Source organism: Arthrobacter sp. JUb119 (assembly GCF_024807995.1).
Classification (GTDB): domain Bacteria; phylum Actinomycetota; class Actinomycetes; order Actinomycetales; family Micrococcaceae; genus Glutamicibacter.
In genome coordinates this window covers 157,274-176,580 of record NZ_JANUFE010000007.1, presented here as the reverse complement: position 1 = coordinate 176,580, position 19,307 = coordinate 157,274, and the positions used below count along the sequence as shown (strand labels likewise).

General features: G+C 61.1%; 19 protein-coding genes. 6 read left to right on the top strand and 13 right to left on the bottom strand.

What is annotated here, in order from left to right; genetic code table 11:
* The first annotated feature begins 158 nt into the window (after nt 1-158).
* Nucleotides 159-2,489: a DEAD/DEAH box helicase gene (locus tag M2368_RS16835; protein ID WP_133833579.1), complete on the top strand. Its 2,331-nt coding sequence runs from the start codon at nt 159-161 to the stop codon at nt 2,487-2,489.
* A gap of 15 nt (nt 2,490-2,504) precedes the next feature.
* Here M2368_RS16835 and M2368_RS16830 read toward each other — a convergent pair whose 3' ends face one another.
* The 7 genes from M2368_RS16830 to M2368_RS16800 form a co-directional block, all read right to left on the bottom strand.
* Nucleotides 2,505-2,900 carry an Rv3654c family TadE-like protein gene (locus tag M2368_RS16830; protein WP_133833578.1) on the bottom strand — a complete coding sequence of 132 codons (396 nt, stop codon included), beginning with the start codon at nt 2,898-2,900 and terminating at the stop codon, nt 2,505-2,507.
* Nucleotides 2,897-3,232, bottom strand: a complete 336-nt coding sequence (locus M2368_RS16825; protein ID WP_105656969.1) for a TadE family type IV pilus minor pilin — start codon at nt 3,230-3,232, stop codon at nt 2,897-2,899. Before M2368_RS16825 ends, M2368_RS16830 begins: the two co-directional genes overlap by 4 nt.
* 3 nt (nt 3,233-3,235) lie before the next feature.
* On the bottom strand, nt 3,236-3,418 hold the full coding sequence (locus M2368_RS16820; RefSeq protein WP_105656970.1) for a DUF4244 domain-containing protein: 183 nt from the start codon (nt 3,416-3,418) through the stop codon (nt 3,236-3,238).
* A 126-nt stretch (nt 3,419-3,544) separates the two neighbouring features.
* On the bottom strand, nt 3,545-4,081 hold the full coding sequence (locus M2368_RS16815; RefSeq protein WP_133833577.1) for a type II secretion system F family protein: 537 nt from the start codon (nt 4,079-4,081) through the stop codon (nt 3,545-3,547).
* The gene (locus tag M2368_RS16810) at nt 4,078-4,758 is read right to left on the bottom strand and encodes a type II secretion system F family protein (RefSeq protein ID WP_133833576.1); all 681 of its coding nucleotides are present in this window, start codon (nt 4,756-4,758) and stop codon (nt 4,078-4,080) included. Before M2368_RS16810 ends, M2368_RS16815 begins: the two co-directional genes overlap by 4 nt.
* Nucleotides 4,759-4,761: 3 nt before the next feature.
* Nucleotides 4,762-6,003 (bottom strand): TadA family conjugal transfer-associated ATPase, encoded by a 1,242-nt coding sequence (locus M2368_RS16805; protein WP_133833575.1) that lies wholly within the window; start codon nt 6,001-6,003, stop codon nt 4,762-4,764.
* On the bottom strand, nt 6,000-7,124 hold the full coding sequence (locus M2368_RS16800; protein ID WP_498724750.1) for a CpaE-like family protein: 1,125 nt from the start codon (nt 7,122-7,124) through the stop codon (nt 6,000-6,002). The genes M2368_RS16805 and M2368_RS16800 overlap by 4 nt, the downstream gene beginning before the upstream one ends.
* A gap of 87 nt (nt 7,125-7,211) precedes the next feature.
* Between M2368_RS16800 and M2368_RS16795 the strand changes: the two genes are divergently transcribed.
* A complete protein-coding gene (locus tag M2368_RS16795) occupies nt 7,212-8,861 on the top strand; it encodes a bifunctional 3'-5' exonuclease/DNA polymerase (RefSeq protein ID WP_133833573.1) in 1,650 nt (549 codons plus the stop codon).
* Between the two features lie 6 nt (nt 8,862-8,867).
* Here the strand turns inward: M2368_RS16795 and M2368_RS16790 are convergent, their stop codons facing one another.
* On the bottom strand, nt 8,868-9,545 hold the full coding sequence (locus M2368_RS16790; RefSeq protein WP_105656976.1) for an NUDIX hydrolase: 678 nt from the start codon (nt 9,543-9,545) through the stop codon (nt 8,868-8,870).
* On the bottom strand, nt 9,542-10,336 hold the full coding sequence (gene nth, locus M2368_RS16785) for an endonuclease III (RefSeq protein WP_105656977.1): 795 nt from the start codon (nt 10,334-10,336) through the stop codon (nt 9,542-9,544). Before nth ends, M2368_RS16790 begins: the two co-directional genes overlap by 4 nt.
* Before the next feature lie 203 nt (nt 10,337-10,539).
* Between nth and acs the strand changes: the two genes are divergently transcribed.
* Complete coding sequence (acs, locus tag M2368_RS16780; RefSeq protein WP_105656978.1) at nt 10,540-12,516, top strand: acetate--CoA ligase; 1,977 nt, start codon at nt 10,540-10,542, stop codon at nt 12,514-12,516.
* Between the two features lie 130 nt (nt 12,517-12,646).
* Nucleotides 12,647-13,099, top strand: coding sequence for a type II 3-dehydroquinate dehydratase (gene aroQ / locus M2368_RS16775; protein WP_105656979.1), 453 nt, complete (start codon nt 12,647-12,649; stop codon nt 13,097-13,099).
* A gap of 9 nt (nt 13,100-13,108) precedes the next feature.
* Here the strand turns inward: aroQ and M2368_RS16770 are convergent, their stop codons facing one another.
* Nucleotides 13,109-14,299, bottom strand: coding sequence for a MarP family serine protease (locus tag M2368_RS16770; protein WP_286134139.1), 1,191 nt, complete (start codon nt 14,297-14,299; stop codon nt 13,109-13,111).
* Between the two features lie 204 nt (nt 14,300-14,503).
* Here M2368_RS16770 and M2368_RS16765 point away from each other — a divergent pair, with 204 nt between their 5' ends.
* Nucleotides 14,504-15,181, top strand: coding sequence for a Crp/Fnr family transcriptional regulator (locus tag M2368_RS16765; protein ID WP_022874282.1), 678 nt, complete (start codon nt 14,504-14,506; stop codon nt 15,179-15,181).
* A gap of 68 nt (nt 15,182-15,249) precedes the next feature.
* Here the strand turns inward: M2368_RS16765 and M2368_RS16760 are convergent, their stop codons facing one another.
* The 3 genes from M2368_RS16760 to sp36 all read right to left on the bottom strand — a co-directional run bounded on the left by M2368_RS16760 (nt 15,250) and on the right by sp36 (nt 16,890).
* Nucleotides 15,250-16,164 (bottom strand): NUDIX hydrolase, encoded by a 915-nt coding sequence (locus M2368_RS16760; RefSeq protein ID WP_105656981.1) that lies wholly within the window; start codon nt 16,162-16,164, stop codon nt 15,250-15,252.
* Between the two features lie 61 nt (nt 16,165-16,225).
* Nucleotides 16,226-16,702 carry a RidA family protein gene (locus M2368_RS16755; RefSeq protein ID WP_105656982.1) on the bottom strand — a complete coding sequence of 159 codons (477 nt, stop codon included), beginning with the start codon at nt 16,700-16,702 and terminating at the stop codon, nt 16,226-16,228.
* Nucleotides 16,703-16,734: 32 nt separating this feature from the next.
* The gene (gene sp36, locus M2368_RS16750) at nt 16,735-16,890 is read right to left on the bottom strand and encodes a Sp36 family protein (protein WP_013349841.1); all 156 of its coding nucleotides are present in this window, start codon (nt 16,888-16,890) and stop codon (nt 16,735-16,737) included.
* Between the two features lie 37 nt (nt 16,891-16,927).
* On the opposite strand from sp36, the gene M2368_RS16745 reads away from it, so the two are divergent.
* Complete coding sequence (locus tag M2368_RS16745) at nt 16,928-19,228, top strand: transglycosylase domain-containing protein (RefSeq protein ID WP_332730733.1); 2,301 nt, start codon at nt 16,928-16,930, stop codon at nt 19,226-19,228.
* Nucleotides 19,229-19,307: the final 79 nt, after the last annotated feature.

Below are 19,307 nucleotides of genomic sequence, written 5' to 3'. Positions count from 1 at the left end.
GTGTTTGGGGTGGGTGGGTTGTGTTGTGGTGGGGTTTTGTTTTAAATACCCCGCCCCCCCCCCCCCCCCCCCCCCCGCCCCCCCCGCCCCCCCCCCCCCCCCCCCCCCCACGGCGATAGTCTTTAACTCCAGCAGTTCTCGGTCCGGAAGGCGTCCTCGTGAAGTCAGTGCGTTCTCTCTTAGATCCCTATGACCGGACCAATGATCCCGATGCTGTGGTGCACCGCCGCACCAGGACTGCCAAAGACGAGATCACCAGCCAATGGCCAGCGTGGCTCAGCGCTGAACTAGTTGGGATATTCCAGGGACTGGGCATCCAACAGCCTTGGCTACACCAGGCCCAAGCAGCCAACCTCATCCACGAGGGCCACCACACCATAGTTTCCACCGGTACCGCCTCAGGCAAGTCCATGGCCTACCTGATGCCAAGTCTGGAACAGTTGTACCAGGCGAAGGACAGCGGATTCAACGATGCTGATGCCGGTGCATCGGTGCTTTATATCTGCCCAACCAAAGCACTGGCAGCCGACCAGCTTTCCGCTGTGGAGTCCCTAGGCGTTCCCGGGGTCCGAGCCGCTCCCTACGATGGCGATACCGACCAGGCCACCCGTGCTTGGGTACGCCAGCACGCCAACTTCGTCTTCACCAACCCAGATATGCTGCACCGCGGCATCCTGCCCAACCATCCGGCCTGGTCCAGATTCTTCAAGCGCCTTCGCTACATCATTATCGACGAGGCCCATTCCTACCGTGGGGTCTTTGGCGCACACGTAGCCAACCTGATGCGCCGGTTGCGTCGCATTTGCGCCTATTACGGCAGCTGCCCGGTCTTCATCGGTGCGTCCGCGACGAGCTCAGACCCCGAAGCATCCTTCGGGCGTCTCATTGGGGCGCCAGCTCAAGCGGTGACCAACGATTTCTCCGCCAGCGGTGAACTGGTGATGGCCTTGTGGGAACCTCCGATGAGTGATCACCGCGGTGAAAACGGTGCGCCGGTACGGCGTACCGCCATCGCCGAGAGCGCTTCGATCCTCACCGATCTGATGGCTGATCATATTCGAACCATTGTCTTCATCAAGTCCCGCCGCGGTGCTGAAACAATCGCAACGCTCACCCGCAAGCATCTGGAAAAATTTGCACCGGATCTATCCGTCCGGCTTGCAGCGTACCGCTCGGGCTACTTGCCTAATGAACGCCGTGAGGTGGAAAAGCAATTGCGCAGTGGCGAGCTGCTGGGTGTCACCTCAACTTCGGCGCTGGAACTGGGTATCGATATTGCGGGGCTGGACGCGGTAGTGGTGGCTGGGTGGCCAGGCACCCGCGCATCGTTCTTCCAGCAAATCGGCCGTGCCGGACGTTCGGGCCAGGATGCGCTGGCGATCTTTGTCGCAGCTGAAGATCCGTTGGACACCTACCTGGCACATCATCCCGAAGCCATCTTCGATTTGGGTGTCGAAGCGACAGTCTTTGATCCGCAGAATAAGTATGTGCTTAGCGGCCACCTCTGCGCCGCCGCGCAAGAATCTCCCCTGCGCCCGGAGGAGTTGGAAATTTTCGGTCCGCAGACCGAACAGCTTCTGGATTCGCTGGTGCAACGCGGCTACTTGCGCCGGCGCCCGGCTGGATGGTTCTGGACGCATCCGCAACATGCGGCAGGGATGTTCTCCATTCGGGCCGATGGCGGTGGACCAGTGGACATCATCGATGCGGAAACCGGCGCTCTGCTAGGCACGATGGATTCCCCGCAAACGCATTATCAGGCGCATCCCGGGGCCATCTACGTCCATCAGGGTGCCAGCTACCATGTGGAAGAACTTGATGAGCAGAACCACGTGGTGATCGTGACTCGGGTGAATCCTGATTACTACACCACGGCGCGTGATCTCACCACGGTTGCCATTGATTCCGAGGAACGCAGCCGTAACCACCGAGAACTGACGATTCATTTCGGTGAAGTCACTGTGACCACCCAGGTCGTGTCTTTCCAGCGGAAGTCGGTGGCTTCTAATGAAGTGCTGTCCGAAGAACCGTTGGAGCTTGAAGCCCGGGATCTGAATACCAAGTCCATTTGGTTCACCCTGACCGAGCAGCGATTGCTTCGAGCTGGTTTGGAGGTAGATCAGTTCCCCGGAGCCTTGCATGCTGCCGAGCATGCCATGATCGGGTTGCTGCCGCTGGTTGCTACCAGCGACCGTTGGGATATCGGCGGAGTATCCACTGCGCTACACATGGATACCGGCCATCCGACAATTTTCGTCTATGACGCGCAGCCTGGCGGTGCTGGATTCGCCGAGCGTGGTTTCGAGCGCTTCACCGATTGGATCCGGGCCACCCGGGATGCCATCGAGGCCTGCGAATGCCAGCACGGCTGCCCAAGCTGCGTGCAGTCCCCCAAGTGCGGTAACCGCAATAATCCATTGGACAAGGCTGGAGCGATCTTGCTGTTGACGGCCGTGCTTGACGACGTGGAGCCAGCGCACCACCGCTAACCGCTTCCGCCATGCTCACCGCCCCGGTGCATCCAGTGGCGGTGCTCCCGCCCGTGCCTGGGCTTCGGCCAGATACAGTTCTATGCCCAGGGCACGGAATCCGACAGGAACGTTAGTCGTAACGCGCACCGACTGGCCGTCGGGTTCCACCGTGCATGCTGCCAGCAGTGCACCGTTGGATTCGGCCAACAACGCCGCAACTGTGCAGGGGTCCCCGGGGCGCAACCCGCGGGCCGTATCCGCAGCAGCCAGCGCCGACAGATCGGCGGCGCTGGCAGCCTGCATCGCGGCTCGGGTTGCTGCAACCCATGCTAAAACGGCACCGGCAATTAGCAGTGCAACAACCACGAGCGCTGTTGCCATGACCGTTCCGCTACCCTGTTCGCTTCGAAGGCTCCGCCGCTTTTTCATTCGACGGCCACACTGGCTTGTCCATGGATTTGAAGGCTGCCAACGATTGGAAGGCTCACCGATTTGCTGACGTGAACCTGCCAGTAGCCGTTGGCTGTTGAGAGCGAGAAACGGGCTTGGCTTCCTGCCAGCCTCACGCCGCTGGCGCGAGCGGTTGCATCGTCCTCGCCGCGGGCCAATTCCCTGGCCATGGCACCGGCTGCCTGCTGAACTTGGATCTGCTGGATCCCGACGACACCCAAGCACAAACCCAAGGACAGCATCATGGCAACCGCGGGTAGCAGCACCGCAAATTCGGCGGTACTGCTACCCGATTCGTCGCTGAAGCTCATGGCCTACAGCGACAGCGCTTTAGTAATCAGGCCCATCAGCATGCCACGTACGTCGCCGCTGGACAGGATGCTGATCAGCAAGCCGGCAAAAGCCACGGCAGCCAGCGTGACCATAGCAAATTCGGCGGTGGTGGATCCCTGCTCTTCTCGCAGCAGATCCCTGATTTCCCGGAACCGTCGGTTCATTGTGTTGTCCTTTCTAGACTGTCATCCCCGGCGTCGATACCGTGGATGTTGTGCTTCTACCATCGGCGAGCGCCGCGGGCAGCAACATGGGTTTCCTACGAGCTGGGCATAACCTTCGGCCGGGGATTACTGGTAGCTGGGGAATAGCGCGATGATCAGTGGAACCACGCCCAGGGCGATGAAAGCCGGCAGTGCGCAGGCCCCTAGAGGCAGTACGAGCCTGGTACCGAATTGTGCTCCGAGGCGCGCGACTTTCTGTGCATGTTCACGGCGTTGCAGAATCGCGGTATTTCGTAGCAGATTGGCTGCCGGCGCTCCGGTCATGTGGGCAAAGTGCAGTGCTTTCCGCAGCGGGTCGAGCCAGGGCGGAACGGCTTCCCAGGCTTTGTCCCACGCCATGTTCATTTCCAAGCAGCGCGCTACGCTGCGCAGCACCGCGCACTGTTCAATGCTGTGACCGAGCAGATCGAGGATCTCGGTGATGGGCATCCCCGAGTCCAACAGGCTGGCGCTCAGATCCAGGATCAGCTCGACAGGTTTTTCATCTTCCTGCCGTCTTTTCCCAAGGCACTGCGGCGCCTTGCCTTCTCGACTTTTCGAGTTGGGCCGTCCTAATGCCAAAGCGATGGAAAGCGCCCCTAGAAGCAGAATCAGAACGATCATGACAGTGCCTGGCTAGTGGTTGCCTGCATGAGCCGCCGGCACCAGATCCGGTTGGCGATCCACAGCAATGCTCCAATGAGCACGCTGAGTTGCGCCGCCCATGATCGGCCTATTGTGCCCAGAACATCAATGCCCACAAGCAGACCGAATCCAAACCCGACTAGTGGAAGCCATGTCAGCAACTTAGTCGTTGCTTTCGGGCCAGCCATAGCCGCCTCGAATGCTTGCTGGGCTACTAGGGCGCATTCGAGGTCTTCGGCTAGCCGTTCCAGCACATCGGCAAGGCTTGCGCCGCTGCGTTCGGAGAGTTCCAGGCACCAGTGCAGTCGTCGCACCGCTGGACCTTGTCCCTGCTCCGCCGGAAGACCGGGTCCGGGAGCGCTGTTGCTTAGCCGATGCGTTGCTTGGAGGTCTTTGAGCGCTCGGATGATGTTCCCGCTGTCGTCCTCGGCCTCCAGCAACGCATCAACTGCGGGATGGAAATCCAATCCGCTTCGGAGCAGCGCCGAGAGTTCACGAATGATGCGGGCATCGGTGCTCAGTACCTGGTCATCGTCCGTGTGGCGTTCCGCCCCGCGATCCCGGAGCCTGCGCAGGGAACCCGCTTTGATTTTGCTTGCCGGGTGCGCGGGGATCCACAGCCACAAGGCCAGTGCGCCAAAGATGAGGATCAGCATTGGTCAACGCTCCTTGGCGTGCTCATCGCCTAGCGCCTTGGCAATGGTGCACGTGAGCGATGGGCCAAATCTGTTCGCCAGGAAGTTGTGCCCGTAGTCGGCCAGCGGTTCGGCGGCGTCCAGGTCTATCAGGCGCCGCATGTGCATCTGGCCATCGCTACCGGTGTCCAGGCATCCAAGGGCCACCGGTCCGCGCTGCCCTTGGCTCCCCCTGTTCATGTGAATGACAAGATCCAAGGCGCTGGAGGCCTGCAACGAAGTCGCCTGCACGCTCCATCCGGCGAGCGCACCCAGCGCCGCCAAGCGGGCCGGAACTGACTGCGGGTTGTTGGCGTGCATGGTGCCTGCGGCTCCCTGATGCCCCGTGTTCATGGCTGCCAGAAAATCGCGTATTTCCTCCCCACGGCATTCGCCAACGACCAGACGGTCAGGGCGCATGCGCAGGGCTTGGACAACCAAATCCTTCAGCTGCACCTGGCCGGCAGATTCGACGTTGGCCGACCGGGTTTGCAAGGACACAACATGCGGGTGCGGTACATGCAGTTCTTGCGAGTCTTCCACGATGACCAGACGGTGCCGCGGATTGGCTTCGGCAAGCATGGCTTGCAGGAGGGTAGTTTTGCCGCTGCCTGTTCCTCCGGTAATCAGGAAGTTCATCTGGCGTTCCACGATGGCTTGAAGCAGCGGTAGCCAGAACCCGTTCGATCCTTCCAGGACGGTGCCCAGTTCGAGCTGGGCACTGCGCTTGACGCGAATCGAGATCAGCGGTCCGGCTGTGGCAATTGGAGGCAGTACAGCGTGGACGCGGTAATTCTTCAAGCTCATGTCCATGAACGGGCTAGCTGAATCGAGCCGTCGGCCCGCAAGGGTTGCAAGATGGACGGCCAGGGTCCGAACCTGCTCTGGGGAAGAAAACCGGAATTCGGTGGGCTGCAGGCCGGCCGGAGAATCCGTCCAGACCATCCCTTGCCCGTCGACCAGGACATCGGTCACCTCGGGCCGCTGTGCGAAAGGCTCGAGGATTGATAATCCTGCCACTTCGTTCTGCAGCGATTCCAGCGATTGTGCGGCACCTTGGGAACCCAGAGCCGCGCCGGAGTCGTGAACGGCTCCTGCCAAGGCAATCGCATCAAGCTGCCCGCCGGTGAGCAATGCGCGTTCACGCACGGATTCAAGGATTTTGGCATCCAGCACAGGCCCGCCCGTTGATGGGTTGGCGTTGTGGCTATGCCGGCCCGGGCTCATGGGTGCTGCTCCTTCATTTGCGGTATCAGGCAGAGGTTGGACAGGTGCTGGCGCAATGCCCGGGATTTGAAACTGTCGTATAATTGGCCGCGCTCGATCGCTTTGCTGATCCGGGGAAAATCGGGGAAGGCACCAAGAATCTGAGGAAAACCCGCAGGGGTGCTGCGTAGTTTCTGTTCCCCGCACAGCACCACTTCCCCAGAGGCTGGCACGGTCAGCGAACTGACAGTGGCGATATTCCGGTCTATGAATTGGTTCAGTGCCAGCCGTTGCGGATGCGGTGCGCGCCCGGCATCCACTACGACCAGATCGAATCCTTGCCGGGCGGCGGCCAGCAGGCGGATCACCAGCTGGCCCTCCAGCTCATGCGTTCTGCTTGCCTGGGACCAGGTCAAGATCGCGGTATCGCGAAGCTTCGGCAGCGTTTCAGCCAGTTGATGAGCAGCAAGCGCGCCACCGGATTGCCGCAATTCTTCCCATCCAATTCCCGTTGGCGGTTGGGTGCAAACCAGCGGCCAAGCGCCCTGGGAATGCGGATCCAGATCAATCATGGCGCTGCGAAGACCACTTAATGTCCCGGCATGCGCCAGCAACAGGGCCAGGGTCGTTGTTCCCAGCCCGCCTGCTGTGGAATGCAGTGCCAGTGTGTGTCCATGCCCTGCCCTCATGGCCCATAGACCCAGGTACTCGCCGAGCCATTGGCTGGCCGAGGGCAAAACTGCCACCCTTGCCTTGGGAATTCTGCTGGCCAAGCTCCACACGATGGCCTCGCCATCTTCCAGACCGACCAGGACATCCACCGGCCGGCTCGTATTTTCGGCTAGTGCTGCCATGTCGCTGCCCCACAGCACCGGCCCAGAACCATCGGCGGGCAGCAGCTGCGGGTCGGTGCATTTGTTGATTCTCACCGCCGCGCCGACCGCGATCACTGCGCATCGCTCAATAATCCGTGCATCGTTGCTCACGATGGTGCAGATCGGTTCATCTTCCGCCGTGTGGTCAGCCGCTGCCGGCCTCCTGGTGCTGTTCGGAGGCGCCTGCGCGAAATCCAGTTCAGTCATCACGAATCGTTGGGTGTCCTTCAGCGGTTTAGCCGATGAGGACTCTGATAGCCATTTCATGCATCGAGCGTGGCATCTGCCTAATCATTTGCGTGCCGCTCGCCAACCAACTGGGGATATCGGCCGCTGGCACGGCACAATAGATCCATGAGTGCCATCGCTTTCCTTGCTGCCGATCCTGATGGCTATGCCCTGATCGATCTTCGCGACCAGTATTCTGGCAACTCGCTGCAGCCGGTCGTCTCGGTATCCCGGGATGATTTTGCCGGATTTGTTGCCGAAATCGAAGCACGGCATTCGCCCCGATGGGCCATGCTCCGCACCACCCCGTGGATGCAGCCACTTGTTTCTGCGGGTGTTCATCTGGCCAAGGCCTGCATTCTCTCCTTGGCCCAACGCATCTTGCACCGCTCGCCGCTGAGTGAGGAAAAGCTCGAAGACTTCGATCTTGAACGACCAGTTCAGGCTCACGAAAGGGCCAACCAGGATGCGCTCTTTGCCGCCCCGACCTCCGGCGAATCCCTTTCCGAGCTCGTAGCCATGTACGTTGCCCAGCGCAAGGCGTTGCCGCAGGATCCCAGCACCCGTCAGCGTCTGGAATTATTGATCCACGCCGAATCGGTAGGTGCGTTGATTGCCTGCGAGATGGAAGCGGCCGGTTTGTCGTGGGATGAAGCCGGACACCGCGCCCTGCTGCGCGAGCAATTGGGCGAACGCGTATCCGACTATGGACGGCCGCCGAAACTCGCGGCCAAGGCCCAGCAATTGGCCAAGGCATTAGGCAGTCCCGGGCTCAACCCGGATTCGCCGCAGGAGCTGTTGCGCGCCCTGCATAAGGCCGGTTTCGCGGTGAGCTCGGTGCGGGCCTGGGAACTGGAGCAGATCAAGCATCCATTGATTTCTGAGGTTCTTGAATACAAGAAACTCTCGCGTCTTGCCAGCACCCATGGTGATGCGTGGTTGGATCAATGGGTGAAAGGCGGCCGTTTCCATCCGCATTATGTGCTGGGAACGGTGACTTCAGGACGCTGGGCCGCTTCTGGTGGCGGGGCGCTCCAATTGCCGCATTCCATCCGGCAGGTCGTGCGCACCCGTCCCGGCTCGACGTTTGTGGTGGCCGACGGGAGGCAACTGGAACCTCGAATCCTGGCAGCTATTTCCAATGACCAGCAATTGCAAAAAGCAGGCCAGCAAGATGACCTGTACCAGTGGCTGCTCGATGCCCAGCTCGTGGCTTCCCGAGATGAGGCCAAGCTGGGCATGCTCTCGGTCATCTACGGCGGTGGCGGCGGTGCTTCAGGTGCAGTGGGTGCGGCCCTGACCCGCAGTTTTCCCACCGCCATGCGTTTTGTCGAACAGGCAGCTCTTGCCGGCGAGCAAGGTGAAGGCGTGCGCAGTTTCCTCGGCCGCGGCTGCCCGCCAGCCGATGAGCAGTGGCTGCAGGCGCAGAAAGCTACCAACGATGAAGCATCGCAGCGGGCTGCTGACGGCGCGGCGAGAGCCCGCGGCCGGTTCACCAGGAACTTTGTCGTACAGGCGACCGCCGCGGAGTGGGCTTTGGTGTGGATGGGCCACGCACGGCACCTGATCCATCAGGCCGGGTGGAGCCAGACCTGCCGCCAGGTGTTCTTTGTCCATGACGAAATCGTCTTTGAATGCCCCACCGAATTGGCTGGGCAACTGCAGGAGCTCATCCGGCATGCGGCCATGCTCGCCGGGCGTTCCCTGTTCGGCCAGGCCTCGCCGCGCTTCCCGGTCAGTGTTGCGATCTCCGGGAACTACGCGGATGCGAAGTAGCCGGCTTCAGGCCATGCGCAGTTCACGGCGGTTGTTCCACGGCTGGGTCCAACCCAGCTCGTTGAACAGCCTGTCCAGCACGATCGCGGTGAAGCCCCAGATGATCCGGTCTTCAAAATCGAAGGCCGGGGACTTGAACTTCTGATTGCCGCGCTGCACCACGCCGGTCAGGCGATTCCTCGGCTCCAGCAGGTGCGCCACCGGGGCGCGGAATACGCCGGCGCTTTCGGCCGGGTCAGCCGGATAAACCCTGGATTCGGTATGCCACCAGCCAATCACCGGGGTGACCAGGAAGTTCGAAACCGGCAATTCGGTTTCCCCCAAGGTGCCCAGGACCTCGATCCCGGAGGTGTCCACGCCAGTTTCCTCCCACGCCTCGCGCAAGGCGGCGTCGGCAACGCTCGAATCCTCCTGGTCGATCCCGCCTCCGGGGAAAGCGATCTGGCCCGCGTGCTTGCGCAGGGTCGCGGCGCGCTCCACGAACAGCACGTCCAGATCGCCGGCCCGGGAGTGCGGCTCCAGGGCCGCTTCGCCGGCAGCACCGAACAGGATCAGTACCGCGGCACGGCGCGCAGCACCGAGCTCGATATCGCTCATCACCCATTCGCTGGGCAGTTTCTGCGTTGCCCCGACCTGTGCCGTGTGGCGGGCAATTACTTTTTCCAGTTCCAAGCGCGCGCTCATGCGTCCAATCCGTATCCTTCAGCCCTCAGCTCGCGGCGGGTTGCGCCGGCGATCATTTTCGCCAGCAATTCTTCCCGTCCTGGTGCGAGCTCATACTTGAGCAACGCTGTGGCCTTGGCAGGTATTTCCTCGCCGATGCCGAACGAGGGGCAAAGCTTGGCGATGGCGCAGGCCCCGCAGGCAGGTTTGCGCGAGTGGCAGACGCGGCGGCCATGGAAGACCACGCGGTGGCTGAGCATCGTCCAGTCGCGTTTTTCGAACAGTTCCCCCACCGCGTGCTCGACCTTGACCGGATCGGTTTCATCGGTCCACCCAAAGCGGTTGGCCAGGCGCCCGAAGTGGGTGTCCACGGTGATTCCGGGAACACCGAAGGCATTTCCCAGCACGACGTTGGCGGTTTTGCGTCCCACCCCGGGAAGCTTCACCAGCTCTTCGAGCTTGGCTGGCACTTCTCCGTCAAAGCGTTCAACCAAGGCGGCGGATAGCCCGAGCAGGGAGTCCGTCTTGGCGCGGAAGAAACCGGTGGGGCGGATCAGCTGCTCAAGCTCGCCCCGTTCGGCTTGGCTCATTGCGTGGGCGTCCGGGAAACGGGCGAAGAGCGCTGGAGTGATGGCATTGACCCGCACGTCGGTGGTCTGCGCGGAGAGCACGGTGGCTACCAGCAGTTCGAAGGGGTTCTCGAAGTCCAGTTCGGGCACCGCGTAGGGGTAGGCCTTCGCCAGTTCCCGGTTGATCTTGCGTGCCCGGCGCTTCAGCCCCAGCTCGGTTTCGTTGTCCAATTTCTTCGCCACGCTTTAGATCGTGTCATGAGGGCGTGAAGTTTTCACCCTTGGACACCACCTTGGCGTGCTGTTCATCGCGTGCAGCTAACCGCTCGGCGCACAAAATACCCCATTTCCCCTTTCCCGGTGACACAAAGCACACCGGCCCTGCTGGAGGATGTAACTTTGATCACAGGGAAATATTTGTGACTACGCGGAAGGACGCGAACCCAGTGAGTGATTCGAAAACCTTGGATAACCTGTCGACCGAAACCCGTTCCTTTGCCCCGAGCAAGGACTTCAGCGATCAGGCCATCGCAACGCAGGCCCGCTACGACGCAGCCAAGGCAGACCGCTTGGGCTATTGGGCGGACCAGGCACGCCAGGTACTGACCTGGGACACCGATTTCACTGAAACCTTGGACTGGTCGCAGGCACCGGTGGCCAAGTGGTTCGTCGGCGGCAAGCTCAACGCGGCCTACAACGCGCTGGACCGCCATGTGGAAAACGGCCTGGGCGACCGCGTCGCCATCTACTTCGAAGGCGAGCCGGGCGATACCCGCACCTACACTTACGCGCAGCTGACCGAAGAGGTCAAGAAGGCCGCCAACGCTTTCGAATCCCTGGGCGTGGCCAAGGGCGACCGCGTGGCCGTCTACCTGCCAATGATCCCGGAAGCCGTCATCACCATGCTGGCCTGCGCCCGCATCGGCGCCATCCACTCGGTGGTCTTCGGCGGCTTCTCCGCCGACGCGCTGCGCAGCCGCATCGATGATGCGGACGCCAAGCTCGTGGTCACCGCCGATGGCACCTGGCGCCGCGGCAAGCCGTCCTCGCTGAAGCCGGCAGTCGATGCGGCGCTGGAAGCACCGGGCCACACCGTGGAAAACGTTCTGGTGGTCAAGCGCAACGGCGAGCCCACCGAATTCGGCGCACTGGACAAGTGGTGGGATGACGTCGTCGGCACCGCCGCCACCGAGCACACTGCGGTAGCCCACGACTCCGAGCACCCGTTGTTCGTGCTGTATACCTCGGGCACCACTGGCAAGCCCAAGGGCATTGTGCACACCACCGGCGGCTTCTTGGCCCAGGGCGCCGTGACCCACCGCGACACCTTCGATTTGCACCCGGAAACCGACGTGTACTGGTGCACCGCGGACATCGGCTGGGTGACCGGCCATTCCTACGTCACCTACGCGCCGCTGGTCAACGGCGCCACCCAGGTGATCTACGAGGGCACCCCGGATACCCCGCACCAGGGCCGCTGGTGGGAACTGGTGGAAAAGTACGGCGTCACCATCCTGTACACCGCGCCCACCGCAATCCGCACCTTCATGAAGTGGGGCCGCGAGATCCCCGATGGCTACGACCTGTCCTCGCTGCGCGTGCTGGGTTCGGTGGGCGAACCGATCAACCCGGAAGCATGGATGTGGTACCGCGATGCCATCGGCACCAACAACGGCAAGAACGGCGAACGCAAGGAACACCCGGCCCCGATCGTGGACACCTGGTGGCAGACCGAAACCGGCGCGCACATGATCGCTCCGCTGCCGGGCGTCACCGCAACCAAGCCGGGTTCGGCCCAGGTGGCCGTGCCGGGCATCGCCATTGACGTGGTGGATGAAGCTGGCGAATCCGTGGCCGACGGCGAGGGCGGCTTCCTCGTCATCCGCGAGCCGTGGCCAGCGATGCTGCGCGGCATCTGGGGCGACATGGAACGCTACAAGGACACCTACTGGTCGCGGTTCGAGAACATGTACTTCGCTGGCGACGGTGCGAAGAAGGACGCCGATGGCGATATCTGGCTGCTGGGCCGCGTGGATGACGTGATGAACGTCTCCGGGCACCGCCTGTCCACCACCGAGATCGAGTCCTCGCTGGTCGCCCACCCATACGTGGCAGAGGCCGCCGTGGTGGGAGCGAAGGACGAGACCACCGGCGAGGCCGTGGTGGCCTTCGTGATCCTGCAGACCGAGCCGGCGGAAGGCGAGGATGTGGTGGCGACCCTGCGCAACCACGTGGGCAAGGACATCGGCCCGATCGCCAAGCCGAAGCATGTGCTGGTGGTTCCGGAACTGCCTAAGACCCGCTCGGGCAAGATCATGCGCCGCCTGCTCAAGGACGTGGCCGAGGGCCGCGAGGTCGGCGATGCCACCACGCTGTCCGATTCAACGGTGATGAGCCAGATCGCGCAGTCCATGGGCAAATAGCCTCAGCACGCCCCAGTGCAGCAAGCCGCCGTTCGTCCACACCGCTGGTGTGGACGCACGGCGGCTTCTTGTATTACGGGGCCAAAGAATTCGGGCGGGAATTTCCCGGTTGTGTAATAGATTTGAGTTCATGACTGAGAACGCATCGAACACCATCTTGCTGCTCAACGGCCCCAACCTGAATCTGCTGGGCACCCGGGAGCCGGAAATCTATGGCCACGACACCCTGGCCGATGTTGAGCAGCTGGCCCGGGAAACCGCTGCGGCCCTCGGCTTCGAATTGCGCGCCTTGCAGTCCAACCATGAGGGTGTGCTCATCGACGCGATTCACGAGGCCCGCACTACCGCAGCCGGCATCATCATGAACCCCGGCGCATTCACCCATACCTCTGTGGCTATTGCCGATGCCATCAGCGGCGTGCAGTTGCCAGCCATCGAGGTGCACATCTCGAACGTGCACAAGCGTGAAGCGTTCCGCCACCATTCCTTCATCTCGCCGGTAGCCAGCTCGATCATCATCGGTGCGGGCGTGCACGGCTACAAGCTGGCGGTTCAGCAGCTCGCGCATTTGCTGGGCAAATAGCCGCAAGCCCTAGCCGGTGACGCAGTCGCCTGTTTTGATGCTGGTGCGCCGATCGCCGCCCAGCTCCATGGCGTTCTCGATCTCTTCGAGGCTCAGGGCGAAGCCGACCTCGTCATCGCTGCGCGACTTGGCGAAGATCAAGCCCACCGCGTCGCCGGATTCATCCAGCAGCGGTCCGCCGGAATTGCCCTGGGCTACTTCCGCGGTGAGCTGGTAGACAGAGATTCGAGATGGGTCCGCGCCATAGATATTGGCAATGGAGACGAAGGCACGGGAAGCGATCAAGGCTCCGCGGATCTGCTGCGGGCCGCCCGCTGGGTGCCCGACAAAGGTTGCCGAGTCGCCGCGCATCAGGTCATCAGCGGCGAGGTCGATAGGCTCTGCCTCCAGCCCTTCGACGTAAAGCAGCGCGATGTCGGCCTTGGGATCGAAATAAACAACCTTTCCGCGGTGAACTTCGTCACCGCCGACCTCCACGGTTGCCGCGCTCAATCCGGCGACCACGTGCGCGTTGGTCATGACCAGTTCGTGGTCGACAACGAAGCCTGAGCCGGTCAGGTTCACACCGCATTGCACCGCGGTACCGGAGATCTTGGCGGCCGATTGGGCAGCGGCCAGCTGCAGGTCGTTAGCTGCCCATTCGGTGTTGGCCGGCGCCTGGACCGGGGGCGCGAAAGGCTCCAGGAATGCGGGGAGGGTTTCGGCGATCACCTTGGAGCGTGCGGTGGAAATCGCGGCATCGACAAACTCGGGTGTCAGGCCACGAATCGAGTCGATCATCTTGGACTTGCTGATCTCCAGCGAAAGCCTTGGAATACCCATGCTTGAAGTGGAAAAGGCCAAGCCACCGATGATTGTGGCGGTAATGAACACCGACAGCACGCCACCGGCAATGCGGTCCGCGGCACGCAGGAAATCGACATTCATCCAGTGGCGGATGCGAGTTGCAATCACCCGTCCCAGAGCTTGCCCGAGAATGATCAGCACGGCTGCGGTAGCTATCATCAGGCCGACCCGCCACCAGGGGTTCGTGGCGAAGGTGGAAACCAGCGGGATGGCGAAGAATGCGGCGACGCCGCCGACAATCAGGCCGAGCATGTCGCCAATGGTCAGCAGAAAACCTCGACGAACTCCAACAACGAAAAACGTCAGCAAAACAGCGCAGATGACTACGTCGAGCCAGCTGAAAATTCCGAGCACCAAGACCCCAGTTCATTCATAAAGTTCGTATAGACCCAAGGTACCCTTAGAAGCTGATGGATTTCTGCGAGCAGATTCGCGAGTTTTAGTCGAATGTGCGTGATTTTCAACATTTTCTTGGTTAAACCACGTGTGGAAACTGTCACATTGTTACCGAATACGGCACAATGAAGTAAGCGCCTACTACTGTTGACAGGAGATTTAATGGATATCGAGGTACTGCGTCGCGCGCCACTGTTTGCGTCGCTTGGTGATGAAGTATTCGCCGCGCTAACCGAAGAATTGACCGAGGTTGATCTCTCCCGCGGCGCATCGGTGTTCCGTGAAGGCGATCAGGGTGACCGTCTGTACTTCATCGTTTCGGGCAAGATCAAGCTGGGTCGCACCTCTTCGGATGGTCGCGAGAACCTGATTGCTGTTCTTGGCCCAGGCGAACTGTTTGGCGAGATGGCATTGTTCGATCCACACCCACGCAACGCAACTGCAACCGCCGTGTCCGAGACCCGCTTGGCGGGCCTGAGCCACGAGAACATGCGCAAGGCTATCTTGAACTCCCCTGAGGTCTCGATCCAGCTGCTGCAGGCTCTGGCTGCACGTCTGCGTCGTACCAATGAGTCCCTGGCCGATCTGGTCTTCTCTGACGTTCCTGGCCGTGTTGCCAAAGCTCTGTTGGATCTGGCTGACCGCTTCGGTCGCCCAGCTACCGACGGCATCCTGGTTGCCCACGAACTGACTCAGGAAGAGCTGGCTCAGCTCGTTGGTGCTTCCCGCGAAACCGTGAACAAGGCTCTGGCCGAGTTCGTGCAGCGCGGCTGGCTGCGCCTGGAAGCACGCGCCGTCGTGATCCTGGATATCCAGCGTCTGCGCCAGCGCTCGCGCTAAACCGCAGTGATGCAAACAGGCCGGGAATCCTTCAAGGATTCCCGGCCTGCTTTGTTTAAGTTCTGCTCTCAGTGCCCGGCAGTAGTCTGCCATGGGCGGGAGGATTCAGCGCTCATGGAGCCAAGGACTTCCAGATAGTAAATGCCATCGCGCACCAGCAGGTCCGGATGCTTGAGATTCAACGAACGGGCCCGCGAAAGGTAGGCGACCACTCCATTGGCCTCCGCCATGGCTTCCAGGATCATTTCCACCGCCGGGTAGCTAATCTCCGAGAGCGCGAGGTTCACTGTGTTGGGTTGGCCAACGCTGTCCCCCAGCTCGCTGGTGCTGCGTTTGGCCAATATTTCCCCGGCGGCACACCAGCGCCCCCATTTGCCTTTGCCGCGCAGCAAGGCAGCCTCCTGGCGGTTGGGCACGGTGGCAGTGAAGTACCAGGTGTCGAAGCGGCGCAGGGCAAAGTTCGGGTTGAGCCAGTGGGATACCGGACGCAAAAGGTCTGTGCGCAAGCCCAGTCCGCGGCGGCGCAGGAATTCGTCGAAGGCCAGGTCCTGTCCGGCGATTGCTTCGCGGGCGGTCATCCAGTCTTCTGCATCGGTCATTTCGACCACGGATTGCTCATCGGTGCCGGCCAGCAGGATTCCGGTCTCTTCGAAAAGCTCGCGGATGGCGCAAACGATGTATGCCTGCGCCAACTGCTGGTCCAGCATGTCCATGCGCTTGGACCATTGGGACAGGCTCGGACCGAACCATTGGTAGGTGGCACGGTCGCTCGCCTCGTGGCTGCCGCCTGGAAAGGCCACGTTGCCCAGTGGGGAGCCCCCGGGGCGATAAGTCAGATAGGTCTCCACGCCGTGGGAAGAATCCCTCACAAGGCAGATGGAGGACGCGCGCCGCGGGGTGCGCGGCGTGCGCGAACCGAAAGAGAACCAGTTTTCGGCGGTGGCAATTTGATGCGGTGGCAAATCAAAGAGCCGGCGCACCATACCGCTGCGCGGCCCCGCCGGGAATGCCCGTCGGGACCGCGCAGCAGGAATCTGGCTTGAATTACTCAAATTCGGCGATGACCTCGACCTCGACAGGTGCATCCAGCGGCAGAACGGCAACGCCGACGGCCGAGCGTGCGTGCAAGCCTGCATCGCCGAGTACCTCGCCGAAGAACTCCGATGCCCCGTTGATGACGCCTGGCTGTCCGGTGAAGTCCGGTGCCGACGACACGAAACCGACAACCTTCACGATGCGCTTAATGCGATCTAGATCACCAATTTCGGCCTTGATGGCGGCTAGCGCGTTAAGCGCAGCGGTCTGCGCCTGGGCCTTCGCCTCCTCGGCCGAAACCTCGGCACCAACCTTTCCAACGGCTGTGAGTTCACCCTTAATCAGCGGAAGCTGGCCAGAGGTGTAGACATAGTTGCCGGTGGTAACGGCTGGCAGGTAGGCGGCTACCGGCTTTGCCACAGCTGGCAAGGCATGACCGAGCTCGGCCAGACGAGCCTCGACACGCGAGGAAGTAGCTTCTTGCATGGGATTTCTCCTTCAGTAAATGTTGTTGCTAGTTACGCTTTCGGACGCTTCATGTAGGCCACTGGAGATGAGCCGTTGGGGCCTGGAACCACGGTTACCAGCTCCCAGCCATCGTCACCCCACTGGTCCAAAATCTGCTTCGTAGCGTGAATCAAAAGCGGCAAAGTGGCGTATTCCCATTTAGTCATACTCGATACGTTAGCGCGTCCTTGTAAACTAGTGGGTATGGCAGCCAAGAAGTCCCCTTTTTTTGATACCGCTACCACCCTGGGAAAAGTCGTTGCATTCTTCGGAATCAGCGCCCTGTGTGGTGTGCTCGCAGCAGGCATGCTCGTGCCCATTGCAGCTATCGCAAAAACCGGTTTGACCACCGGTAACAACATCGTCAGCGCGCTCCCGAGCTCGTTTGAAAAGCTCCCCATCCCGGAGCCTTCCACGATCCTTGACGCTGATGGCAAGGCCATTGCGAACTTCTACCAGCAAAATCGCCAGCCTGTGAAGCTAGATGACATCTCGCCAAACATGCGCAAGGCGATCATCTCGGTGGAAGATGAGCGTTTCTACGAGCACAAGGGCATCGACCCCAAGGGCATCGCCCGTGCAGTAGTTGGCAACCTCACCTCTTCGAGCCGCTCTGGTGCTTCCACCCTGACCCAGCAGTACGTGAACAACCTGCTAGTGAATAACCAGGTGCTCACCGGTTCGGACGAATCCACTGTTTCCGGCCAGAAGGGCTACTCGGATAAGATCCGCGAGCTGAAGTACGCGGTGGCCATCGAGAAGGAAATGTCCAAGGACCAGATCCTGGAGGGCTACCTGAACCTGGTGCTCTTCTCGGGTCGCGAGTACGGCGTGCAGGCTGCCGCTCAGCACTTCTACTCAACCGATGCCAAGGACTTGAACGTGCAGCAGTCGGCCATGCTTGCCGGCATGGTCCAGCTGCCAAACGTCTACAACCCGATCAACAACCCTGAGCGATCCATCGACCGCCGCAACAAGGTGCTGGGCAACATGTACCGCACCGGCGCAATCACCAAGAAGGAATACGACAAGGCGGTGAAGTCGGACCTGGAACTGGATCCGCGCACGTCCCCTTCCGGTTGCACCGCGGCCAAGGAAAATGCCTACTTCTGCGACTACGTCACCAATCTGATCCTTTCCGATGACACCTATGGCAAGACCAAGGAAGATCGCGAAGGCCTGCTGTACCGTGGCGGCTTGACCGTCAAGACCACCCTGAACAGCAAGCTGAACAAGAAGGCCGCCAAGGACGCAGCGAAGGCTATCGATCCAAAGGCCAAGTCCAACACCGACATTTACTCCTCGATCGTTTCGGTCGAGCCGGGCACCGGCAAGATCCTGACCATGGCGCAGAACACCACCTACGGTCCGGAAGTCAAGAACTCGGGCGAGAACACCTATTACAACTTCGCTGTCGAGCGTTCCCTGGGTGGCGCTGGCGGGTTCCAGGGTGGTTCTACCATGAAGCCGTACACCACCTTGGGCTGGCTGTCCGAAGGCAACCGCATGTACGACAAGATCAATGCCAAGAAGCAGGTTTTCGTACCCGGCTCCAAGTGGCGGGCATCTTGCCTTCCCGGAGGAACGACAACTGTTGGTTCTAATTGGGAACCGAAGAATGCATCGCCTGGCTTCTACCGCTCGATGACCGTGGATACCGGCCTGTACTGGTCGATCAATACCGCGACCGTGCAGGAGGCCTACAAGACCGACCTGTGCACCATCGCCGATTACACCAAGAAGCTTGGCGTACTGGATCAGGGCGCCAAGGGCGGCCCTGCCCCGATCTCGCCTTCGAACCCTTCGTTCATCATCGGCTCGGCAGAAATCACCCCGCTGTCCCAGGCCGCCGCATTCGCTGCATTCGCCAACAAGGGCGAGTACTGCGAACCACGCGCCATCAACAGCGTGACCGACAAGGACGGCAACGAGTACAAGGTCAAGAAGGAATCCTGCTCCCAGGAAATCGACCCGACCTACGTTGCCGATCTGAACGGCACCCTGAAGAAGATCGCCACCAACCGCGTCTCCAAGGGCCGCGTCGACGGCCCAATCGCTGGCAAGACCGGTACCAACAACTACGCGTCCTCGACCTGGTTCGTCGGCTACACCACCGGAATTTCCACCGCCACCTGGGTCGGCCGACTCAAGGGCAAGGCCGGCGAAGAGAAGAACCAGATGCACGGCGCGATGGTCAACGACAAGAAGGCCCCTTGGATGGTCGATTCCTCGACCTTCGCCGCCCCGCTGTGGGTGGACTTCATGGAGGAGGCCGTGCACGAATACGAGCGGAACAACTTCGGTTCGGCCCGTCGCCAGCCGCCTCCGCCAAAGCCGAAGGAAGAAGACGATTCCAAGTCCGACTCGGATGAGAAGGACAATGACAAGGAAGAGTCGAAGGAAGATTCCAAGCCTAAGGAAGAATCCTCGCCGAAGCCCGACTCCAATAACAAGGGCAACGGAAACGGCAATGGAAACGGCAACGGCAAGAAGTCCGATGACTAGCTGAATATTCGAAAGGCCGCGTTCAACTTTGGTTGGACGCGGCCTTTCGGTTTAGATTGGCATAGGAGAACTCCACCAG

Bases quoted from the DNA above. Each gene is read 5' to 3' on its own strand.
- M2368_RS16815 (WP_133833577.1), bottom strand. From the start codon at position 4,081: ATGATCGTTCTGATTCTGCTTCTAGGGGCGCTTTCCATCGCTTTGGCA.
- M2368_RS16790 (WP_105656976.1), bottom strand. From the start codon at position 9,545: ATGAGCGCGCGCTTGGAACTGGAAAAAGTAATTGCCCGCCACACGGCA.
- M2368_RS16830 (WP_133833578.1), bottom strand. From the start codon at position 2,900: ATGAAAAAGCGGCGGAGCCTTCGAAGCGAACAGGGTAGCGGAACGGTC.
- M2368_RS16755 (WP_105656982.1), bottom strand. From the start codon at position 16,702: ATGCAAGAAGCTACTTCCTCGCGTGTCGAGGCTCGTCTGGCCGAGCTC.
- M2368_RS16745 (WP_332730733.1), top strand. From the start codon at position 16,928: ATGGCAGCCAAGAAGTCCCCTTTTTTTGATACCGCTACCACCCTGGGA.
- M2368_RS16760 (WP_105656981.1), bottom strand. From the start codon at position 16,164: ATGGTGCGCCGGCTCTTTGATTTGCCACCGCATCAAATTGCCACCGCC.
- M2368_RS16820 (WP_105656970.1), bottom strand. From the start codon at position 3,418: ATGAACCGACGGTTCCGGGAAATCAGGGATCTGCTGCGAGAAGAGCAG.
- M2368_RS16765 (WP_022874282.1), top strand. From the start codon at position 14,504: ATGGATATCGAGGTACTGCGTCGCGCGCCACTGTTTGCGTCGCTTGGT.
- M2368_RS16800 (WP_498724750.1), bottom strand. From the start codon at position 7,124: ATGAAATGGCTATCAGAGTCCTCATCGGCTAAACCGCTGAAGGACACC.
- M2368_RS16795 (WP_133833573.1), top strand. From the start codon at position 7,212: ATGAGTGCCATCGCTTTCCTTGCTGCCGATCCTGATGGCTATGCCCTG.
- sp36 (WP_013349841.1), bottom strand. From the start codon at position 16,890: ATGACTAAATGGGAATACGCCACTTTGCCGCTTTTGATTCACGCTACG.
- M2368_RS16810 (WP_133833576.1), bottom strand. From the start codon at position 4,758: ATGCTGATCCTCATCTTTGGCGCACTGGCCTTGTGGCTGTGGATCCCC.
- aroQ (WP_105656979.1), top strand. From the start codon at position 12,647: ATGACTGAGAACGCATCGAACACCATCTTGCTGCTCAACGGCCCCAAC.
- M2368_RS16805 (WP_133833575.1), bottom strand. From the start codon at position 6,003: ATGAGCCCGGGCCGGCATAGCCACAACGCCAACCCATCAACGGGCGGG.
- M2368_RS16825 (WP_105656969.1), bottom strand. From the start codon at position 3,232: ATGAGCTTCAGCGACGAATCGGGTAGCAGTACCGCCGAATTTGCGGTG.